General features: G+C 35.7%; 16 protein-coding genes. 9 read left to right on the top strand and 7 right to left on the bottom strand.

Features of this window, described 5'->3' with window-relative positions; genetic code table 11:
* Positions 1 to 91: 91 nt before the first annotated feature.
* Entirely contained in the window at positions 92 to 2,134 is a 2,043-nt protein-coding gene (locus FSZ17_RS18695; protein ID WP_057776730.1) for a prolyl oligopeptidase family serine peptidase, read from the bottom strand.
* 473 nt (positions 2,135 to 2,607) lie between these two features.
* On the opposite strand from FSZ17_RS18695, the gene FSZ17_RS18690 reads away from it, so the two are divergent.
* The 7 genes from FSZ17_RS18690 (at position 2,608) to FSZ17_RS18660 (ending at position 10,505) form a co-directional block, all read left to right on the top strand.
* A complete protein-coding gene (locus FSZ17_RS18690) occupies positions 2,608 to 4,191 on the top strand; it encodes an ABC transporter substrate-binding protein (RefSeq protein ID WP_057776729.1) in 1,584 nt (527 codons plus the stop codon).
* 105 nt (positions 4,192 to 4,296) lie between these two features.
* On the top strand, positions 4,297 to 5,262 hold the full coding sequence (locus FSZ17_RS18685) for an ABC transporter permease (RefSeq protein WP_057776728.1): 966 nt from the start codon (positions 4,297 to 4,299) through the stop codon (positions 5,260 to 5,262).
* A gap of 67 nt (positions 5,263 to 5,329) precedes the next feature.
* Positions 5,330 to 6,190, top strand: coding sequence for an ABC transporter permease (locus tag FSZ17_RS18680; protein WP_057776727.1), 861 nt, complete (start codon positions 5,330 to 5,332; stop codon positions 6,188 to 6,190).
* Between the two features lie 10 nt (positions 6,191 to 6,200).
* Complete coding sequence (locus FSZ17_RS18675; RefSeq protein WP_057776726.1) at positions 6,201 to 7,169, top strand: ABC transporter ATP-binding protein; 969 nt, start codon at positions 6,201 to 6,203, stop codon at positions 7,167 to 7,169.
* Entirely contained in the window at positions 7,166 to 8,149 is a 984-nt protein-coding gene (locus FSZ17_RS18670; RefSeq protein ID WP_146846522.1) for an ABC transporter ATP-binding protein, read from the top strand. Before FSZ17_RS18675 ends, FSZ17_RS18670 begins: the two co-directional genes overlap by 4 nt.
* Positions 8,150 to 8,208: 59 nt before the next feature.
* Positions 8,209 to 9,360, top strand: a complete 1,152-nt coding sequence (locus tag FSZ17_RS18665) for an amidohydrolase family protein (RefSeq protein WP_057776725.1) — start codon at positions 8,209 to 8,211, stop codon at positions 9,358 to 9,360.
* Positions 9,351 to 10,505: an amidohydrolase family protein gene (locus tag FSZ17_RS18660; protein WP_057776724.1), complete on the top strand. Its 1,155-nt coding sequence runs from the start codon at positions 9,351 to 9,353 to the stop codon at positions 10,503 to 10,505. The genes FSZ17_RS18665 and FSZ17_RS18660 overlap by 10 nt, the downstream gene beginning before the upstream one ends.
* Before the next feature lie 236 nt (positions 10,506 to 10,741).
* On the opposite strand, the gene FSZ17_RS18655 is transcribed toward FSZ17_RS18660, so the two are convergent.
* A complete protein-coding gene (locus tag FSZ17_RS18655) occupies positions 10,742 to 12,433 on the bottom strand; it encodes a peptide ABC transporter substrate-binding protein (RefSeq protein WP_057776723.1) in 1,692 nt (563 codons plus the stop codon).
* A 294-nt stretch (positions 12,434 to 12,727) separates the two neighbouring features.
* Between FSZ17_RS18655 and FSZ17_RS18650 the strand changes: the two genes are divergently transcribed.
* Both FSZ17_RS18650 and FSZ17_RS18645 read left to right on the top strand, forming a co-directional pair.
* Positions 12,728 to 13,807, top strand: a complete 1,080-nt coding sequence (locus FSZ17_RS18650; protein ID WP_057776722.1) for a M24 family metallopeptidase — start codon at positions 12,728 to 12,730, stop codon at positions 13,805 to 13,807.
* 35 nt (positions 13,808 to 13,842) lie between these two features.
* Positions 13,843 to 14,952, top strand: coding sequence for a M24 family metallopeptidase (locus FSZ17_RS18645; RefSeq protein ID WP_057776721.1), 1,110 nt, complete (start codon positions 13,843 to 13,845; stop codon positions 14,950 to 14,952).
* A 52-nt stretch (positions 14,953 to 15,004) separates the two neighbouring features.
* Here the strand turns inward: FSZ17_RS18645 and FSZ17_RS18640 are convergent, their stop codons facing one another.
* The 5 genes from FSZ17_RS18640 to FSZ17_RS18620 form a co-directional block, all read right to left on the bottom strand.
* On the bottom strand, positions 15,005 to 15,721 hold the full coding sequence (locus FSZ17_RS18640; protein WP_057776720.1) for an ABC transporter ATP-binding protein: 717 nt from the start codon (positions 15,719 to 15,721) through the stop codon (positions 15,005 to 15,007).
* Entirely contained in the window at positions 15,718 to 16,488 is a 771-nt protein-coding gene (locus tag FSZ17_RS18635) for an ABC transporter ATP-binding protein (RefSeq protein WP_057776719.1), read from the bottom strand. The genes FSZ17_RS18640 and FSZ17_RS18635 overlap by 4 nt, the downstream gene beginning before the upstream one ends.
* A gap of 41 nt (positions 16,489 to 16,529) precedes the next feature.
* Positions 16,530 to 17,507 carry a branched-chain amino acid ABC transporter permease gene (locus FSZ17_RS18630; protein ID WP_057776718.1) on the bottom strand — a complete coding sequence of 326 codons (978 nt, stop codon included), beginning with the start codon at positions 17,505 to 17,507 and terminating at the stop codon, positions 16,530 to 16,532.
* A 2-nt stretch (positions 17,508 to 17,509) separates the two neighbouring features.
* Positions 17,510 to 18,415, bottom strand: a complete 906-nt coding sequence (locus tag FSZ17_RS18625; protein ID WP_057776717.1) for a branched-chain amino acid ABC transporter permease — start codon at positions 18,413 to 18,415, stop codon at positions 17,510 to 17,512.
* Positions 18,416 to 18,628: 213 nt separating this feature from the next.
* Positions 18,629 to 19,783 (bottom strand): branched-chain amino acid ABC transporter substrate-binding protein, encoded by a 1,155-nt coding sequence (locus FSZ17_RS18620; RefSeq protein WP_228460235.1) that lies wholly within the window; start codon positions 19,781 to 19,783, stop codon positions 18,629 to 18,631.
* Positions 19,784 to 20,203 lie beyond the last annotated feature (420 nt).

Below are 20,203 nucleotides of genomic sequence, written 5' to 3'. Positions count from 1 at the left end.
GGAAACAGGGGGGGGGCGAGATTGAGGTCAACAGTTTTATATTGTAATAAATTGAATACCGGGGCGAGTAATTTCCACGCCCCGATTTTACTTATACCTCTAAGTGTTTAAATAGAAAAGCAAAAATATCAGTATGTTCACCAATTATTTTTTCTAAGGGCTTTCCTAACCCATGGCCTGCGCCTTTCTCGATTCTTAATAATATTGGCTTAGTAGCTTGTGGATTTGCATCCTGTAATGCTGCCGTAAACTTACGGGCATGCGCAGGGACGACACGGTCATCTGAATCGGCAGTTGTAATTAATATTGGTGGGTACTGAACTCTATTCTCAATATTATGCAATGGTGAGTATGCATATAAAACTTCGAATTCCTCACGCGTTGCTTCTGGGTCACCAAATTCTGTAACCCAAAACCTTCCAACTGTAAATTTTTGAAAACGGAGCATGTCTAAAACTGGAACATTACAGATTATTGCACCAAAAAGTTCTGGTCTTTGTATCATACAAGCAGCTACAAGCAGTCCACCATTACTGCCCCCCATTATTGCTAATTTTGCTGAATTCGTATATCCCTCTGAAATTAAATATTCCGCTGCAGCAATAAAGTCATCAAACACATTCTGCTTTTTTTCCTTCATACCAGCTTCATGCCAGGAAAGTCCATATTCGCCTCCTCCGCGAATATTCGCAACTGCATATATGCCTCCGTTTTCCAGCCATAATAGATTTGATGCTGAAAATGAAGGGGTTAAGGAGATATGATATCCACCATATCCATACAGAAGAGCTGGATTTTGTCCATCCCGTTTCATTCCCTTTTTATATGTTAAAAACATCGGTATTTTTGTACCGTCTTTTGAATGATAAAAGACTTGTTCAGTTTTGTATTCAGAAGGATCAAGCTGAAAGGAAGACTTGAATACAGCAGTAACTTGTCCAGTTTCAAAACTATATTTGTAAATGGAAGTAGGTGATAAAAAGGATGTAAAACTAAAATAAAGCTCATCGTCCTCTTCTTTCCCATGAAACTCAACAATCGTTCCTAGTTCAGGCATAGGAATTTCTTTTATAAAATTTCCAGACGTAGTGAAGACCTTTAAACAATAGGATGCGTGACGAATATAGGAAACAACTAAGTGATCAGCTATGATTTCTATAGAAGAAATGGACTCGTCCATCTCAGGGATAACGACCTTCCAATTCTCATTTTCTGGCGAATCAATTGAAATACTAATGATCTGGCCATTTGGAGCTTCTTTATCCGTAAAAAAATACAATTGATTTTCTTTTTTGCCAATAAATGAATAAAGGGCATCCCCATCTTTTAAAAGCCACTTAAATTTACTATTTGGAGTTGATAAATCTTTATAAAGATATCTGCTTCTATGTTCTGTCCCCCTGCCTGCATGAAGAATTAAATAAGAATTATCACTTGTAATGGAAGGATAAAACAGCATTTGCTGATCTTCGAGGTACTCAAAGATAACCTCATCCGCACGCTGATCTGTATTCAACGAATGCCAATACACTTTATTAAAGTGATTTTCGTCATTCAATTCATTATGTGCCTCTGGATAGCGATTATAATAAAATCCATTTCCATCTTTTTCCCATGCGATACTCGAAAATTTGCACCACACAATCTTTTCAGAATAATGCTCCAAAGACTTTAAATTTAATATTTGGAATTCCTGCCAGTCACTTCCCTTTTCAGAAAGTGCATAGGCAAGTAACGTACCATTGGAATGAAATGAGAGATTGGTAATAGCGATCGTTCCATCATTACTCAATGAATTGACATCAATGATTACTTCTTCTGTTTCTTCAATGGCTTCTAAATTTTTTGAGCGATAAAGATTAGGCTGATTATTTGAACCGCAATTTTTTAAATAATAATAATAGTCCCCGTGTTTTTTCGGAACAAAATATTTAGGATAATCCCAAAGGTTTTCTAGTCTATCTTTTATGATATCTCTTTGTGGAATTGCCTCAATATACTGTTCTGTTGCCAGCATTTGCTGTGAATCCCATTCTTTCGTTTGAAGTGAATCTGAGTTTTCTAACCAACGAAAGGGGTCATTAACAATGGTACCGTGAAAATTATCTTCTATTTCCGTCTTTAATATTGTCATAAATATGCCTCCTTTTTTAAAGAATCAACAAAATAAACTTGCAACTATCGTGCCAACCGAGATTTTATTTTATGGATCATATGTGTTTAATTTTTTATACATCATTTTTGGAATAATAAAAAAGTGGAGATTTACAATAAAGTGAAATACAGGGTGTATTGCATACATTTTCGAAAATTCAAAATAATTTTACATTATTTGTTCCAATGTATAAAAACATATGCACATTTAAAAATTTTAATATTAATAAATTATTCAATTGCTCTTTTTTACTAGAAGTATTTCATCTTATTCAGGATTATGGTCCTATAAAATAGGATTTTTTTATTTTTTGTATAATTGGCACAATTCGTGCAATACGTTTATAGGGAAATTTTAAGAGAGGTGATTAAAAGAAAAAATAATAATAGGGGGAATTTATAATCATTTCTACAAAACAAAGAAATTAGAAAATTATACAAGGGGGAAAGTTTATGAAAAGGATAATGTTTTTAATGTTAGTAACAGTGATGTTTATTTCTATAGTAGGATGTACGGATTCTTCCTCTAGTAATACTCAAAGTTCAACTAATGAAAGTTCTGAGAAAAAGAATGAGAAGACTGCTGTCATAGCATTAGGTTCCGATCCTGTACATTTTAACCCAAATGTTGGGGATGGAGGTTCAGGTTATGTTACATCAAACGTTTTGAGTTCCTTAATAACTCAAGATGATGGATTTAATATATTACCTGATCTGGCAGAATCATGGGATATCTCAGAAGATGGGAAAATTTATACTTTCCACTTGCAAAAAGATGTGAAGTGGCATGATGGAGAACCATTTAAATCTAAGGATGTTAAGTGGACTATAGATGAAATTATTGAGAAGAAAGGTTTTATCGTTAACCAATTAGGTTCTATTAAAGAGATAACCTGTCCGGATGATCAAACAGTAGTTATAGAATTGAAAGAGCCTAATGCAGCAATTCTAAGTATTTTATCAGGCGCAGTAATCATGCCATCCCATCTTTATGAGGGAACTGACTGGGTGGAGAATTCAGTAAATCAGCATCCAATTGGGACAGGGCCTTTTAAGTTTGTTGAGCATAAACGAGGTATTAGTGTGACATTAGAAGCAAATAAAGATTATTTTAAAGGTGCACCTAAAATTGACAAATTAGTTTTTTCTGTCATTCCTGATGAAAATACGGTTGTTCAATCCTTCTTAAATGGTGAAGTTGATGTCATTGATTATAGCTCTGCAATTACACCAGCTGCTGTTCCTTCATTGGAAAAAACAGAAGGAGTAAAAGTTGTTAAAACTCTTTCGAACTCAAGACAGTATATGATAGCTAATTTAGAGAAAAAGCCTTGGAATGATGTAAGGGTTAGAGAAGCATTAGCATATGCGATCGATCGTGATGAACTCGTTAAGAAGGCACATAAAGGATATGCATGGAGAGCTGAAGGTTTTTATACTCCAGCAGTTGAGTGGGCATACAATGACAAAGATGTAATGCCTGAGAGGGATGTTGAAAAAGCAAAACAGTTGCTTGACGAAGCTGGATTAACACCTGACAAAAATGGTGTGAGGTTAAAAGATATTGAGATATTAATATTCCAGTTCCCGGTATTTACAGATATCGCAAAAGTTGTTCAGTCAAACTTAAAAGAGATTGGAATAGAAACGACAATATCAACTTTAGAATATTCGGCATGGGATGAAAAAGTTAGAAATGGTGATTTTGAACTTACTATACTTGGTGGTAATCATGGAATTGATCCAGAAGGTTTATTTGTAAGGGTTGGTACTGGGGGTGCTATGAACTTAATGCACTATAGCAATCCAGAAATAGATAGACTATTAGCAGAAGGATTGAAGACTGCTGATCAAGATGAGCGTGCAGTCATTTACAAAGAAATTCAAAAGATCATGTCAGAAGAATATCCTGTACTGCCATTAACAGAATGGATGTATATTTTTGTCATGAAAGATTATATCTCTGGACATCCAATTGACGATGGTATCGGTAAGGTTGGAGGAGCAGAGTATTCAATTTTAGATGTAAATAAATAAAACAATAATAGTAATCTATCAAAGGCAATGCAGCATTGTATTGCCTTTGATAAATTATGGAATGTTTAATACTTCGTTTTGTATTTAAAGAGAGGAGGCGAAACGATGAAACAATATATATTAAAACGAGTACTAACAGGAATACTGGCGGTAGTAGTCGTATTAGTGCTCAATTTCTTTGTTATTCATGCAGCGCCAGGTGATCCGATAAGAATTTTAGCGGGAAGAGATAATCCCTCCGAGGAAATGATAGTAGAACTACAAAAAAAATATGGGCTTGATCAACCGATATATTTACAATTAGTTTCCTACTTAAAGAATGTAATCCAAGGTGATTTTGGTCAGTCAATTTTGTACAACGAGCCGGTAATGAGTCTGATTGGTCATACTATGGGTCCATCGTTACTACTTGCTCTTTCTGGAGCAATTTTAGCTTTAATAATAGGAACTTTGCTCGGACTTTATGCTTCTAGGCATCAGGGATCAAAAATAGATACATTTTTTTCAGGTTTAGCTTATTTATTCAATGCGATGCCTTCATTTTGGCTAGGGATTATGTTAATTATGATTTTTGCCTCATGGTTAAAAATCTTACCAACCTCTGGAATGCTTGATTTAAGAGCGAATTATACAGGTCTACCCTATTATATAGATATTTTAAAGCATTTAATTTTGCCAGTAGCAACACTTTCGCTTATCCAAATACCTACTTATTTTAAGCTAGCTCAAACGACGGTTTTACAAGTAACTTCAGAAGATTTTATTACAACCTTTAAGGCAACAGGGATGAGTGAAAAGAAAATTTTTTATAAGTATGTATTAAAAAATGCTTTACTTCCTACAATTACTGTATTTGGTATTTCACTAGCTTATATTGTAACTGGTTCAGCGCTAGTCGAGACTGTTTTTGCATGGCCAGGTACTGGGCGTCTTATGCTGGATGCGATTATGAGAAGAGACTATCCGTTACTTATGGGTATCTATCTAATCATGTCAATTTCAATCGCAGTTATGATGGTCATAACAGATATTGTCTATGCATTTATTGACCCGAGAATAAGATACAAATAATTAAAAGTATTAGCATTAAAATGCTTTATAAAATCTCATTTTTTGAGATTAACAGGGAGGTTATGCTATGAATCCAACCAATAGGAAAAATATTGTTTTTAAAACTCTTATTGAAACATTGAAAACTAATTCACTATTAAAATATGGTTGTTTAATATTAACTTTTATTCTAATAATAGTAGCTTTTGCCCCAATTTTTGCTACACATAATCCCTATGAGCTAGATGGTGAATTATTAACACCTCCTAGTAAAGAGCATTGGTTAGGAACAGACGGACTTGGCAGGGATGTATACAGTATGCTTGTATATGGTGCTAGAACTTCACTTTTGATCGGAATCGTTTCGGCTCTTATTTCCGGAATTATAGGTACTGTAATTGGTGGTATTGCCGGCTATTTTGGGGGTAAAGTGGATCGGATTATATCAGAGATCATAAATATTTTTCTAATGATACCTACTTTCTTTTTAATATTAATCATTGTAGCCTTGTTCGGAAGCAGTCTAGTCAATGTAATGATAGTCATTGGGCTTACTTCATGGCCAAGTAATGCAAGATTAATGAGAGTTCAGGCGATGAGTCTGAAAAAACGAGTATTTGTAAAAAGCGTAGAAGCTATGGGAGAAAGCCATGGAACAATATTATTCAGGTACATTATACCTAATGGAATATTTCCAGTCATTGCGAATACCACATTAAGTGTAGCTGGAGCAATCCTAACGGAAGCGGGATTAAGCTTTTTAGGATTAGGGGATCCAAACTTAATAAGTTGGGGACAGATGATTTTTGAAGGAAAATCCTACATGACATCAGCTTGGTGGATTTCAACATTCTCTGGGCTAGCGACAGTTATTCTTGTTGTAAGTTTTTATTTAATTGGCGATGGGTTGAATACAATTCTTAATCCTAAACTAAAAGTTAGGAAGTAGGAGGTACGGGATGAAGGTCCTGGAAATAAAAAATTTAAATGTGGCGTATAAAAATAAAGAAAAGCAAGTTTTTGCTGTTAATAATGTATCTCTTTCTATAAATGAAGGGGATTCAGTGGGAATTGTCGGAGAGAGCGGATCAGGAAAATCAACATTAGCAATGGCTATATTAAGACTTTTGCCAGAAAGCAGTACTGAAATAACTGGAACGATCGATTATAAAGGTAAAGATTTATTGAAAATGAGTACAGGTGAATTTAATGAGATTAGGTGGAAGGAACTAGCAGTTGTTTTCCAAAAATCAATGAATGGACTTAGTCCAATTCATAAAATTGGGAGTCAGATTGAGGATATATATCGTGTACACGTTCCTAAAATATCTAAACAAAAAGTAAAAGAGAAAATACTTTCTCTTTTTAAATTAGTAAATTTATCGGAAAGAGTCTATAATCTGTATCCACATGAATTATCTGGTGGGATGTTACAAAGGGTTTCAATTGCTCTTAGTCTAATTCATCAACCACCAATACTCATATTGGATGAAGCTACTACAGCCTTAGATGTCGTGACACAAGGTCAAATTTTAAGTGAAATTCAAAAATTAGAAGAAAAAATTAAGATGACTAGAATAATGATTACTCATGATATGTCTGTCGTTGCTACAGCTTGTAAAAAGGTTGTTGTAATGTATGCAGGAAAAGTAATGGAAGTTGGAAAGGTTCAAGATGTATTACTTAAACCTACTCATCCTTACACACAAGGTCTTATGAAGTCTTTCCCATCTTTAAAGGGAGAAAAAACAGAACTTCGTGGAATACCGGGTTTTATGCCAAACTTAGCAGATCAAAATAAAGGTTGTATTTTTGCTCCAAGATGTAGTTTCGCGAAGGAGAAATGTCATAAGGAAGTACCAAAGGAGATTGAAATTACACATGGCCACTTCTCTGCTTGTCATATATATGGGGGTGATTTCAATTGAATGGAAACAATCAAACTGTGTTGGAAGTGAAAAATATTAGCAAATGGTTTCCACAAAGAAATTCATTCTTTAATTTAGGCGAAAAAAAGTGGGTTAAATCTGTTGATGGTGTAACCTTTACATTAAATGAAGGAGAAGTTCTTGGAGTGATTGGAGAGAGTGGGTGTGGGAAATCAACTTTAGGGAAAGTACTCGTTCAATTAGAAAGCCCAACGAGTGGTGAAATATTTCTAAAAGGAGAACCTTCTACAGAATTAATGAAAAGAGATTCTAAAATTTTTAGAAGGAATGCCCAGATGGTATTTCAAAATCCTTTTGATACATTCGCTCCAAGACATACAATTGCAAAAATCATGATGCGGCCATTGGAAATTCACAATGTTGGCTCGTCCCAGGAAGAAAGATATGAAATTTGTAAAAGTACTTTAGAAAAGGCAGGATTAAGACCCGCGGACGATTACTTAGAGAGATATCCCCACGAACTTTCTGGAGGGCAATTACAAAGAATTTCAATATTAAGGTCTATGTTGCTTAAGCCCTCCTTTTTAGTGGCAGATGAACCGGTATCTATGCTAGATGTTTCTGTTAGAGCTGATATTATTAATATGCTCATAAACCTTAAAAAGGAAAACAATACTGCAATGGTATTTATTAGTCATGATATTGCTGCTGCTAGATATATATCTGATAAAATCGCTGTTATGTATTTAGGTAAAATTGTTGAAATGGGAGAAACAGATGAAGTAATTCAAAATCCTCAACATCCTTATACGAAAGCATTAATTTCTAATTGCGCATCTATAGATATTAGTGAGAATGAGGTACCAATAAGAATAGATGGTGAACCGCCAACTCCTATTAATCCGGGTCCAGGATGTTACTTTGCAAAAAGATGTTTTAAAGCAACTGAAAAATGTTTAGAGTCATACCCGGAATATGTACAAAAGGGAAACGACCATACGTATAGCTGTTTTTATTAATGTTTAACCTGAAAAATTAGCAATGCTTATTAATATTTTAGAAAGCTTAGGAGACTGTCATGATACTTATTAAAAATGGTACAGTTCATATTGGAACAGGGGAAGTTTTTGAGAATTGTGACGTGCTTATTGATAATGGAAAAATTAGGAGTGTTAGGGAAAGTATCGATATAGATAATGTGGCTATAATTAATGCAACAGGAAAACATGTATTTCCAGGGTTTATTGACCCTGTATGCGGGCTAGGTTGCTTTGATTTATCTTCTAAAATAAATGATAATGATGAAATTACAAATCCAGTAACGATTGAAATGAATATTAAATATTCATTTAATCCACAGGAAATGGAACTTCAAAAAATATATAAATCTGGTATTACAACTGTGGGAGCATCTCCAGGGAATTCAAATATTATTGGGGGACAAATGGCTGCATTTAAGACAAAAGGCTTAAACTCTAAAAAAATGCTAGTTAAGGAGTTTGTTGGTCTTAAATGCTCCGTAATTAATTTAATTAAAGATGCATATGGAGCCAAAAATATTTTCCCTAAAACTAAGATGGGAATTTTTAATGTTTTAAAAACGCAGTTTGAAGAAGCGAAGGAATATTCTTTGGAGGAAATACCAGAAAGAGTTGACGATAGGAAAGAAATATTGAAGAAAGTTCTAAACAGAGAAATGACTTTGTTTGTTACTGCAAATGATAAAGTAGAAATAGACTCTTTGATTTATGTTTTGAAAGAATATGATCTAAATTTAGTTATTTGTAATGCCTATCAAGCTGATAGATGTTTTGATAGCATAGTAGACTCTGGGGCATCTCTTGTACTAGGAGAACACATCTATTTATCAAGACTTATTTATAACGAAACAGATTTAAGTAGAATAGTAAAATTAGAAGAAGCAGGGGTACCAATGGCAATATCTATGTCTTCAGATACTATGAGTGCAGGAAGAGAACAATTCTTATGGAATGCAATTAATTGGTATCGAGCGGGGATCAATAGTGAGAAAATCATTGAAATGATTACACTAAATCCTGCTAAAATGCTAGGAGTAGCTGATACATTAGGTAGTATTGAGATTGGTAAAGAGGCAGATATAGTCATTTTTGAAAATGACCCAATAAAGTATTATAATGCAAAACTTTCATACACAATCATAAGTGGAGAAATAGCATATTCAGCTTTGGAGGAAGAATCATGCTGTTAATAAAAAATGCAAAAATCTACACGATGGCTGGAAAGGTAATTGAAAATGGAGATATTTTAATAGAGAATGGGAAAATAAAAGATATTGGAGTTGGTCTTAATGACCAACATGAAGCTGTAATTAATGCAGAAGGATTAATTGCGACACCTGGTTTAATTGACGCTCATACACATATAGGCGTTATGAATTTTGAAAAAGATAAATATAGTGATGATGCAAATGAAATGACTAAACATTCAACACCTTCATTGGACATTAGATATAGTATTGATCTAACTTCTAAAGATTTTAGACATACTTATCCAAATGGAATAACATCTGTCGCTATCATTCCCGGAAGCGGAAATGTTATTGGCGGTCTAGGAGTAGCTTCAAAAACTTACGGTGCTAATATTTTTAATATGGTTATAAAAAATCCGATAGCAATGAAAGTTGCTTTAGGCGGAAATCCTATTGGGACATATGGGAGCAAAGGAAATACTCCAATGACTAGGATGGCCGTTGCAAAATTGCTAATGGATACACTTACAGAAGCTAAAGAATATTTTAAGAAAAAAGAGGAATATGCAAATAATCCTAAGAAGCTTCCATTATATAATGAAGAAATGGAATCTTTTATGCCTGTTTTTAATAAGGAAATTCAACTTAAAGTTCACTGTACACAATTTGATATGCTCACAGCAATTGAAATAGCAAATAAATTTGAATTAAAGCTTTCGATTGAACATGCATGGGGTGCCAAGAATTTTATAGATGAAATAGTACAATGTGGATGTGATGTAGTTTTTGGACCTATTGGTGTTATGAGAAGCTTTGGGGAATGTGATCCAATAGATATCGAAAGTGTTTACGAACTTGATAATAGGGGAGTCAATGTAGCTATAATGACTGATTCTCCGATTTTAAGTGTAGACTGTCTTATTCATCAAGCTGGTGAGGCCGTGAGAGAGGGTTGCTCAGTAGACCGTGCCTTAAGAATGATTACTATCAATGCGGCTAAAATTCTAGGTATAGAAGACAGAGTTGGATCATTAAAAGTTGGAAAAGATGCAGATATTGTCTTATTTGAAGGAATGCCATTGTTCGATACAAATGCAAAAGTTAAATATACAATTATTGATGGGGAAATTGTTTATAAGTCTTAAAAATATTAATTACTTAGATGCTTTTAATAATCCCTAATATTTAACTGATTTCATTTAAAGAATCAACATTCTAAAATATTCTAGTAGTTTCCATTTAATCCAGCGGGATAATGCACCTTTATCCCCATAAAAAAACACCTCTATGTCATATAGTTTATCTATATGACATTAAAGGTGTTTTTTCCTTGGTACCACTTTAAGGGTTTAATATATATCCTACGTTTTGTTCTTTTATATTATTTCCCTTCTATATACGTCCACTGATAGCTATAAGTGGAATTCGGATTTGCCACTAATCCTTTTACATATGGCTTTACAAGGTACGCGTCACTTGCTTGATACATCGGGGAAATAACTATATCTTTTTCGATAAGGATCTTTTCGGCCTCTTGTAAATCTGCAAAACGTTGATCAATATTAGAGAAGTCCACTTGTGCTTTTTTTACAAGCCTATCATAATCAGCACTTTGATAGCTTTGCCAGTTGTATGGTCCATCAGAGAGATGAATAGACATAAAGTCAGTTGGATCAGCAATATCACTGCGCCAGCCGGAATGAGTCATGTCATACTCTTGTTTTCCTTCAAGGGCAAGCTTTTGCTTATTCGGCTGCTGGTTGATCTTAACTGTAAGTCCAGGAAGGTTTTTCTCAAGCTGATTTTTAATATATTCAGCAACGGACTTGCGCTGACCGTCATCGTAGCTTAAAAATTCCAGTTCAATTTTGTCGGTACCTAGCTCAGCAAGTCCTTTTTGCCAATATTCATTTGCTTTTTCAACGCCCTCTGCGTTAAATTTTCCATATTTGCTTCTGAAATCCTTTCCGTCAGGTGCAGTTGCCAGTTTCTCAGGAATTAAGTAGTAAGCTGGGAGAGAACCGTTTTTAAGAATCATCTCAGCAGCTTCTTTCTTGTTCCATCCCATATCAATGGCTTTGCGGATATTAGCATTGCTTAAATATTTATTTGCAAGGTTAAAACGGATGAAATACATCTCTCTTTTCAAAGTGGAATGCAGATCTGCGTGTTCATGATACAAATCTACAAATTCTGAAGATAGGGTTGCGACATCAACAGATCCTGATTCATAGAGATTCACACCTGTTGATACATCTTTAACCACTTTAAAATTTATGTTTTCCAATTTTACATTTTGAGAATCCCAATAGGTTGGATTTTTCTTAAGAACCCATCCTTCTTCATGTTTCCATGAATCAAGAAGAAATGGTCCATTATAGATTAAGTTTTCTGGCTCTAATGCATAATTGTCACCTTGTGCTGTTACAAATTCCTCATTTTGTGGATAGAAAACGATATTATTCAGAGTATCAAGGAAATACGGAATTGCATTTTTAAGCTTTACTTCCAGAGTAAAGTCATCAATGGCTTTAACACCTAAAGCATCTACTTTTCCGTATAACTCATGATCTTTATCTTGGATTTCAACTGCATTTACTATGTTATCAAGTTCATAAGCGTGTGGAGAAAGGGTATCTGGATGGAGTGCTCGATGCCATGCGAATACAAAATCCTGTGCGGTTACTGGTGTTCCGTTACTCCATTTTGCATCATTACGCAAATGGAAGGTATAGGTTTTACCATCTTCACTTACTTCATGTTCCTTCGCTATTCCAGGAATAATATTCTGATCTGGATCTTTTCGGTAAAGTCCCTCCAAAATATTCATCATGACGGTTGCTGACAGGCCATCAATGACGCCGTTTGTCTTTAATGTAGGTATTTCATTTGAGGCATACAAATTCAAAGTTTGGGATTCAGTTGGTGTGGAGACTTGGTCTTTATCTTTTCCGTCCGTCTCAGGTGAAGTTGCAGGCTTAGAGGTGTCACTGCTTTTCCCATAACAGCCTGATAAAGCGAAAGCGATTAATAAAGAAAGCAGAAAAGTAAATGCTCTTTTTCGATTAATCAATTAAACTCCTCCTTTATTCGAATATTCAAAATATATCAAGCAAGAATTGTGCCATGCACGCTTATTGATAATAGAAGCAGTTAAGAAACAGCAGTATTATTATTGTTCTTTTAATAATAAATAGAGTGTGTTTAAAAGTCTTTACAACTAATTGTCTAAATATTTTAAAAGTGTATAATATATTGAAAATAACACTCTTAATCTTGCCACTGAAATACAAAAAAGGATATATACATTCATGGCATAAAAATTGCATTATTAATTTATGAAATAATTAACGTGAGGAGGAGAATGATGGAAAAGATTAATAGACTCCGAGAAAGATTCCATGAATTAGGTGTAGATGGGATGATGATTGTTCATCCATGGAACAGACAATACATGTCTGGCTTTACGGGAAGTAATGGGGTTATTCTTATTTCTGAAAACGAAGCTAAACTAATTACTGATTATCGTTATGTAGAGCAGGCCCAAAATCAAGCGAAGGATTACGAGATTGTTTTACATGCTGGTCATACTGGCCATAAGGGAAAAATTTTTGAAGAAGTAGTTGTACAGGCAAATAGAATGAAGATTAGTAAACTTGGTTTTGAGCAAGAACATTTATCATTTGGGTTATTTAGCAGAAATGAAGCCCTCTTTTCTGCAGAATTAATACCTACTCGCGATGTTATAGAAAAACTCCGAATGATTAAATCAAAGGAAGAAATTGAAAAGTTAAGGGTAGCGGCAGAGGTTACGGATCAAGCGTACTTACACATCTTAAACTTTGTCAAAGCCGGTATTTCTGAATTGGATGTAGCTAAAGAACTGGAATCATTTATTCATAAACATGGGTGTACGACTACATCTTTTTCACCAATCGTAGCATCGGGATATCGCTCTTCATTGCCACATGGCCGTGCTAGCGAGAAGATAATTGAAAAAGGCGATATGATTACGATTGATTTTGGTGCAAATTATCAAGGCTACTGGGCTGATATTTCTAGGGTTATTGCTGTTGGAGAACCTTCATCTGAGCTAAGACATATACATGATGTTGTACTTACCTCATTCGAAAATTGCGTATCTGCATTAAGACCAGGACTGACTGATCAAGAGGTCGATGCTTTCATGAGGGAAAATATAATAAAGCATGGCTATAATGAACGTTCAGGTACAGGTACGGGACATGGTATCGGTCTGGAGGTACACGAAGTACCACTTTTCTCTATTCTAAAAGATAAGATTCTAGAAGAGAATATGGTGATTACAGTTGAGCCTGGTATTTACCTTAAAGGTGTAGGCGGTGCAAGGGTAGAGGATGTTATACTGATAACTGAAAATGGTCGTGAGGTATTGACACCATCAACAAAAGAATTATTAATCTTATAACAAGAGAAAAAACTGAAATAAAAGGGAGTAAACATATGCAAGAACAATATCAAAGTAGATTAAATACATTAGTAAATTATTTGGAGAATCTGCATGTGGATTTAGCCATTATTAAAGATCCTAAAAATGTGTTCTATTATACAGGCTTTAATTCTAATCCACATGAGAGATTTATGGCATTAGTAATCGATCTAAAAAAACAAAGCCAATACTTATTCGTGCCTTCCTTAGATTTGGAAATAGCTGAGGGAGATTCGTATGTTAAAAGAATTATACCTGTTTCAGATGAGCTCAATCCATATAAAGTATTAAGGGATACAATTGGTGAAGGTGTTAAAACGATTGGGTTAGAAACAAAGGTGATCTCATTATTCCAACAGGAACAACTGGATTATTTCTTCCAAGATTTCAGCTACGAGAATATTGGAGATTTTATTTCTGGACAGAGAATGAGAAAGTCTCAAGAGGAATGCAAAAAGGTTCAGCATGCCATTCATGTGATTGAAAAAGTAATGGAAGAAGGCATCAAAAAGGTTAAAGAGGGTATGACAGAGCAGGAATTAACAGCAGAACTTGAGTTTTTAATGAGAAAGTTTGGCGCAGAGGGCCCTTCGTTTTCTTCTATTGTCCTTTCTGGAGCGAAAGCTGCACTGCCTCATGGCCGTCCAGATAGTAAAACGATCAATAATGGTGACTTTTTACTAATTGATATGGGCGTAATTGTGGATGGCTATTGTTCAGATATTACAAGAACTTTTGTTATTGGGGAAGAAACGTCAAAGCAGAGAGAAATTTATGATATCGTTCGTAAAGCAACGGAAGAAGGAGTAAATGCTTGTAAAACGGGGATTCCTGTTGGACAAATTGATATTGCGGCTCGTAATGTTATTAAGGAAGCTGGGTATGGGCAATATTTCAATAACCGTGTTGGGCATGGTCTAGGAATTGATGTACATGAAGAACCTTCAGTTCATGAAAACAATGATTTAATAGTAGAAAGCGGCCTCCTATTTACGATTGAGCCAGGTATTTATATTCCAGGCTATGGAGGAGTTCGCATTGAGGAAAATGTATATATTGATGAAGATGGAAATGGAAAGCTTCTTACATCCTTTCCGACTGAATTAATTAGAATTGGAAATTAGATAACGTTAAAAGCAAAAAACCAGCACAGTGCTGGTTTTTTGCTTTTAACTATTAAGCACCTAAGTACGCTTTAATAATTTTATCATCCTCACGCAGAACTTCCGCCGTATCATGCATAACAATATTTCCAATTTCAATTAAATATCCTCTGTTTGCTAGACGAAGGGCGGCTTTAGCATTTTGCTCAATTAAAAGAATTGTAGTCCCCTGTTTATTGATTTCCTGTATGATTCTCATTATTTCTTGGACGATAATAGGCGCAAGTCCCATCGATGGCTCATCAAGCATAAGCAGCTTTGGATTTCCCATCAGACCACGGCTGATCGCAACCATTTGCTGTTCCCCTCCACTTAAAGTACCTGCTAGTTGTTTATTGCGTTCCTTTAAACGTGGAAACAAGTCATATGAGCGTTCGATTCCTTCTTTTATCCATTTTTTATCTTTTCTAAATGTAAAAGCTCCTAACTCTAAATTCTCGGTAACTGTAAGGCCGCCGAAAATGCGTCTTCCTTCTGGAACATGAATGATTCCAGCTTCGACAATTTTATGTGCTGGAACTCCAACAATACTCTCACCATTCCATTCAATAGTACCTGATTTGGGTTTTATTAAACCGGAGATTGTTTTTAGGGTGGTGCTCTTGCCTGCTCCATTACTTCCAAGCAAAGCGACAATTTCTCCTTCGTTTATTTCCAAATTTATATTTTTAAGTGCATGGATTTTTCCGTAGTAAGAATTTACATCCGTCAGTTTTAAAAGAGGCTTCAAACTACTTCCTCCTTGCCTAGGTATGCTTCAATTACCTTTTCGTTTTTCAGCACTTCCTCCGGGGTGCCTTCCGCAATTTTCCATCCATAATCAATGACGGTAATATGTTCAGAGATTTCTTTGATAAGTGCCATGTCATGTTCAATCATTAATACCGTAATATTGAATTCATCACGAATCCGCCGAATAAGCTGAATTAAATATTGTTTTTCTTCAAAATTTAGTCCAGCTGCCGGCTCATCTAAAAGCAATAATTTGGGTTTAGTTGCTAATGCACGGGCAATCTCTAAATAGCGTTGAGCTCCATAAGGGAGATTCTTTGCTGATCTTTTTATATATTTAGTTATTCCTACAAATTCAATGCAATCTAGAGCAACCTTTTCTATTAGTCTTTCTTCCTCTTGTTGACTTTTAGTTCGAAACAATGCTCCCCAGACAGCTTGTTTTGTACGGCAATGCATACCAGACTTAACATTATCTAAAACGGATAAGTTTGGAAACAAACGAAGGTTTTGGAATGTGCGGGCCATCCCTAATTTCGTTATTTGACTTGGCTTTTTATTTATTAAGCTGATTCCATCCAATTGAATTTCTCCGCCAGTTGGCCGATAAAAGCCTGTCATCATATTAAATACAGAAGTTTTCCCCGCACCATTGGGACCGATAATACTAGATATAGAGTTTTTTTCAACAGTAAAGGATAAATCATTTACGGCGAGTAATCCTCCAAACTGAAGTTTTAAGTCTTTTACAGTTAATAGAGACATCCAATTCTCCTCTCTTCCGAAGTAAAAATATACATAGAGATTTAAACAGACATGGATTGATTTGGGTCATTTGATTTTTCGTTCTCGTCCATATCGGCAGCATCTTCGGTTCCGTTTTTAGATGGCCATATTCCTTGAGGCCGGAAAATCATCATAGCTACTAAGGAGACCCCGAATATTAAATAGCGCCAATCATCTGCTCCGCGTAAAAGCTCTGGAAGAACAATGACTAAAACAGCACCAATAACGACCCCTGGAATACTTCCTAGACCACCTAATACAACAGCGAGAAGGATCATAACGGATTGTAAAAAGCTAAAACTTAATGGTGCGATCGCACTCATTTTGACAGCGAAAATGGATCCGGCAATACTGCCGATGACAGCTCCTGAGGCATATGAAAGCAATTTTAGCCGAATACGATTAATTCCCATTGCTTCTGCAGCATCTTCATCTTCACGAATATAAATCCATGCACGTCCAATTCTTGAACGGCCTAACCTGTAAACGGCAATAACGGACAGAATGGCAACAATTAAAATTAAATAGTAAAAATCTTTTTGTGTGGACATGATATAGCTGCCAATAGCCGGTCTGGGAATTCCATAAATTCCAGATGCGGAACCTGTGATTTCTAAATTTGTTGCTAATATTTTGACGATTTCACCAAAACCAAGGGTAACAATCGCTAAATAATCACTTCTTAATCGGAGAGTTGGAGTTCCGATTATAACTCCAGCAATTCCTGCAAATAGAAAGGCGACAGGAAGTGTAAGCCAGAAAGACCAATGAAAAGTTGTCATAAGTATTGCAGTTGTATAGGCCCCAACAGCAAAAAATGCCGCATAGCCAAGGTCGAGCAGGCCTGTATATCCGACTACTATATTTAATCCTTGTGTAAGAACGACATAAAATAGCACAAGAGTTAAAACATCCAGCCAATAGCTATTCAGGAAAAATGGAAGAATGAATAATGCAATGATGAGCAGCAAAAGGGTTTGATTCTTATACTTTTTCATCTTTACATCCTCTCCATTTCTTTTGCTCCGAGTATGCCAGTAGGCTTAAACACTAAAAACAGGATAAGAATTCCGAATGCAAGTACATCCTTCCACGATCCGCCAAGATAAAAGGTGCCAAAAGCCTCTAGGATACCAAGAACTAACCCTCCAAGCATAGCTCCGGTAATATTTCCGATTCCTCCTAAAACAGCTGCGGTAAAAGCTTTCAGACCAATAATAAAGCCCATCATAAAATTAATTGTTCCATAATAAACACCTGACATGATTCCGGCTCCTGCAGCTAAAGATGCACCAATAAAGAATGTAAGTGCAATAATTTTGTGTACATTAACACCCATTAAGCTGCAAGCACTTTGGTCGAGAGCAATTGCTCGCATGGCTTTTCCATAAATGGTTTTATCGATAAAAAGGCGCAGTCCGAGCATTAATAAGGCTGAAAGTAAGATCATTCCTATTTGAGCAAAAGAGATTTGTGTTCCTAATATTTGCAGTCCGTCATTAGGCAGTTTAATAGGGTAAACTTTGTACGAAGCACCCCATCCGATCATGGAAGTATATTCAAGTGATAATGACACACCAATTGCTGTTATGAGGATGGAAAGTCTGGGTGCTAGAAGAAGGGGGCGATAGGCAATTCTTTCTACACCCATCCCAATTAAACCGACAATAACCATCGTTCCAATGAAGACAATTCCAACACCTAATAAGCCAGTATTAACTCCGCCATCTCCTGTAAAAATAGAGAGAAAGGTAAATCCAATGAAGGCACCCATCATATAAAGATCACCATGGGCAAAGTTTAGCAGCTTAATAATCCCGTATACCATCGTGTATCCTAAAGCGACTAAACTATAAAAAGCACCAATAACCAGTCCATCAATCAGTATTTGTAAAATAATTTCCATATTTATTTTGACTCTCCTCTGTGCTAAATTTTAGCGGATAGCATCTTCTAATTTCGGGCTGTCCCACATGGGGGCTGACTCTACGAAATATATCTTATGCTCATACATAAGAGGTCAGTCCCGTTTATGGGACAGCTCCAATATGCATAAAAGAGGAATGTTAAACACAATACATGCTTAGCATGAAAGGTTTAAACGTTCTAACAACGCGAGTTACTTTTCTAAAGTAAATTCACCATTCACTACTTTCATAACATGGAAGTTTGATTGATTTAGAGAGTTTTGGTCATTAAATTCAATCACCTGTCCAATACCTTGGAACCCTTTTGTCTCTTTTAAAGCCTTTTTCAAGTCTTCACTGCTCGTTGAATTAGCTCTTTTTAATGCGTCAGCCAATAGATTCATACCATTGTATGATAGGGCAGAGAATGGACCAGGAGATAAGTTGTTATACTTACTTTTATATTCTTTAACAAATTCATCAGCCCCAGGGATAAAGTTCGCTGTTGGAGTTGCTGTCACTAATAGACCGTCAGCGCTGTCCGCTCCAGCGATTTCGATAATGTCCGGGGAATAGCTGCCATCACCAACCATAAAAAATCCTGAAACGCCTTTCTCTTTAAATTGCTTTAGCATTAGTCCTCCAGCTGCATAATACCCTGTAAAATAAGTTCCATCAGGATTCAGCGATTTTAGCTTAGTCATTAATGAACCAAAATCCTTTTCCTCTGGATTAATGGCTTCAAATCCAATGACTTTACCGCCATTTTCCTCAACAGATTTCTGGGCGAAATCCGCTAAATTTTTAGCATAAGCTGAATTATCATGAATAATTACAATGTTTTTAGCACCTTTGTCCTTGAAATAATCAGCACCTGTTTTTGCCTGATCAGGAACAAGGCCATTAATTAGAAATAGGCTTTCATATCCTTGTGCAGGCAATTCTGATGAATTAGCCGCAGCAACGATCATCGGGATGTTAGCGTTATTGAAAACACCTGAAGCAGGCAATGTGGATCCAGAGCAATAGCCACCTACGACTGCAGTTACCTTCATAGATACAAGTTTATTTGCAGCTGTTGTGGCCGTTTGAGGATCACAGGCATCGTCAGTTACTTCCAGTTTTAATTTTTTTCCAAGAACTCCGCCATTATTATTAATTTTCTCGGCAGCCATTTTCATGGCATTTAACATGTCTTTTCCGTCTGTCGCATTATTACCTGTTACTGGCAAAAGAACGCCAACCAATATTTCATCTGAACTGCTTTTTCCTCCAGAACTTCCCTCACTGGAACAGGCACTTAGAAAAAGAGAAAGGATTAGCAACATACCGATTGCTATAATGGAATACTTTTTCAAATGAAACACCCCTAATTATTTGTTTTTTCTATTACAATACTTCCTACCTAGGTTTCTCCCGGAATACTTTAATAGATTAAAAGGAAAAGGACGATTTATTCACCTCCTTTACTAAAATATCTTTCAGAAAATAAATAATGTTCAGAAAATAAATATCATTAAATTTTATTTATTTGTAACTTTCTTATTACAAAAATTATTTTGAGGATGACCCGGGGATTACACCCGGATCAATCCTATGAAAAATATTTATCGCAGATTAACGGGCAGTAAGACCCCCACTACAAGTTTGCGAGAGAATCAAAGAAACCTAAGTGGGGGATCAACTGCCCGTAAAGGCCCGACGACGGACAGGATGTCCTAGTCAGGCGAAAGCCACAGGACGTGGCGTTTTGAGCGTGATTGGTTCAACTAACCATCAGTGGGGGA

The organism is Cytobacillus dafuensis (assembly GCF_007995155.1).
Lineage (GTDB): Bacteria > Bacillota > Bacilli > Bacillales > Cytobacillaceae > Cytobacillus > Cytobacillus dafuensis.
The sequence above is the reverse complement of the archived record's forward strand: the minus strand, read 5'-3'. Positions and strand labels throughout refer to the sequence as shown.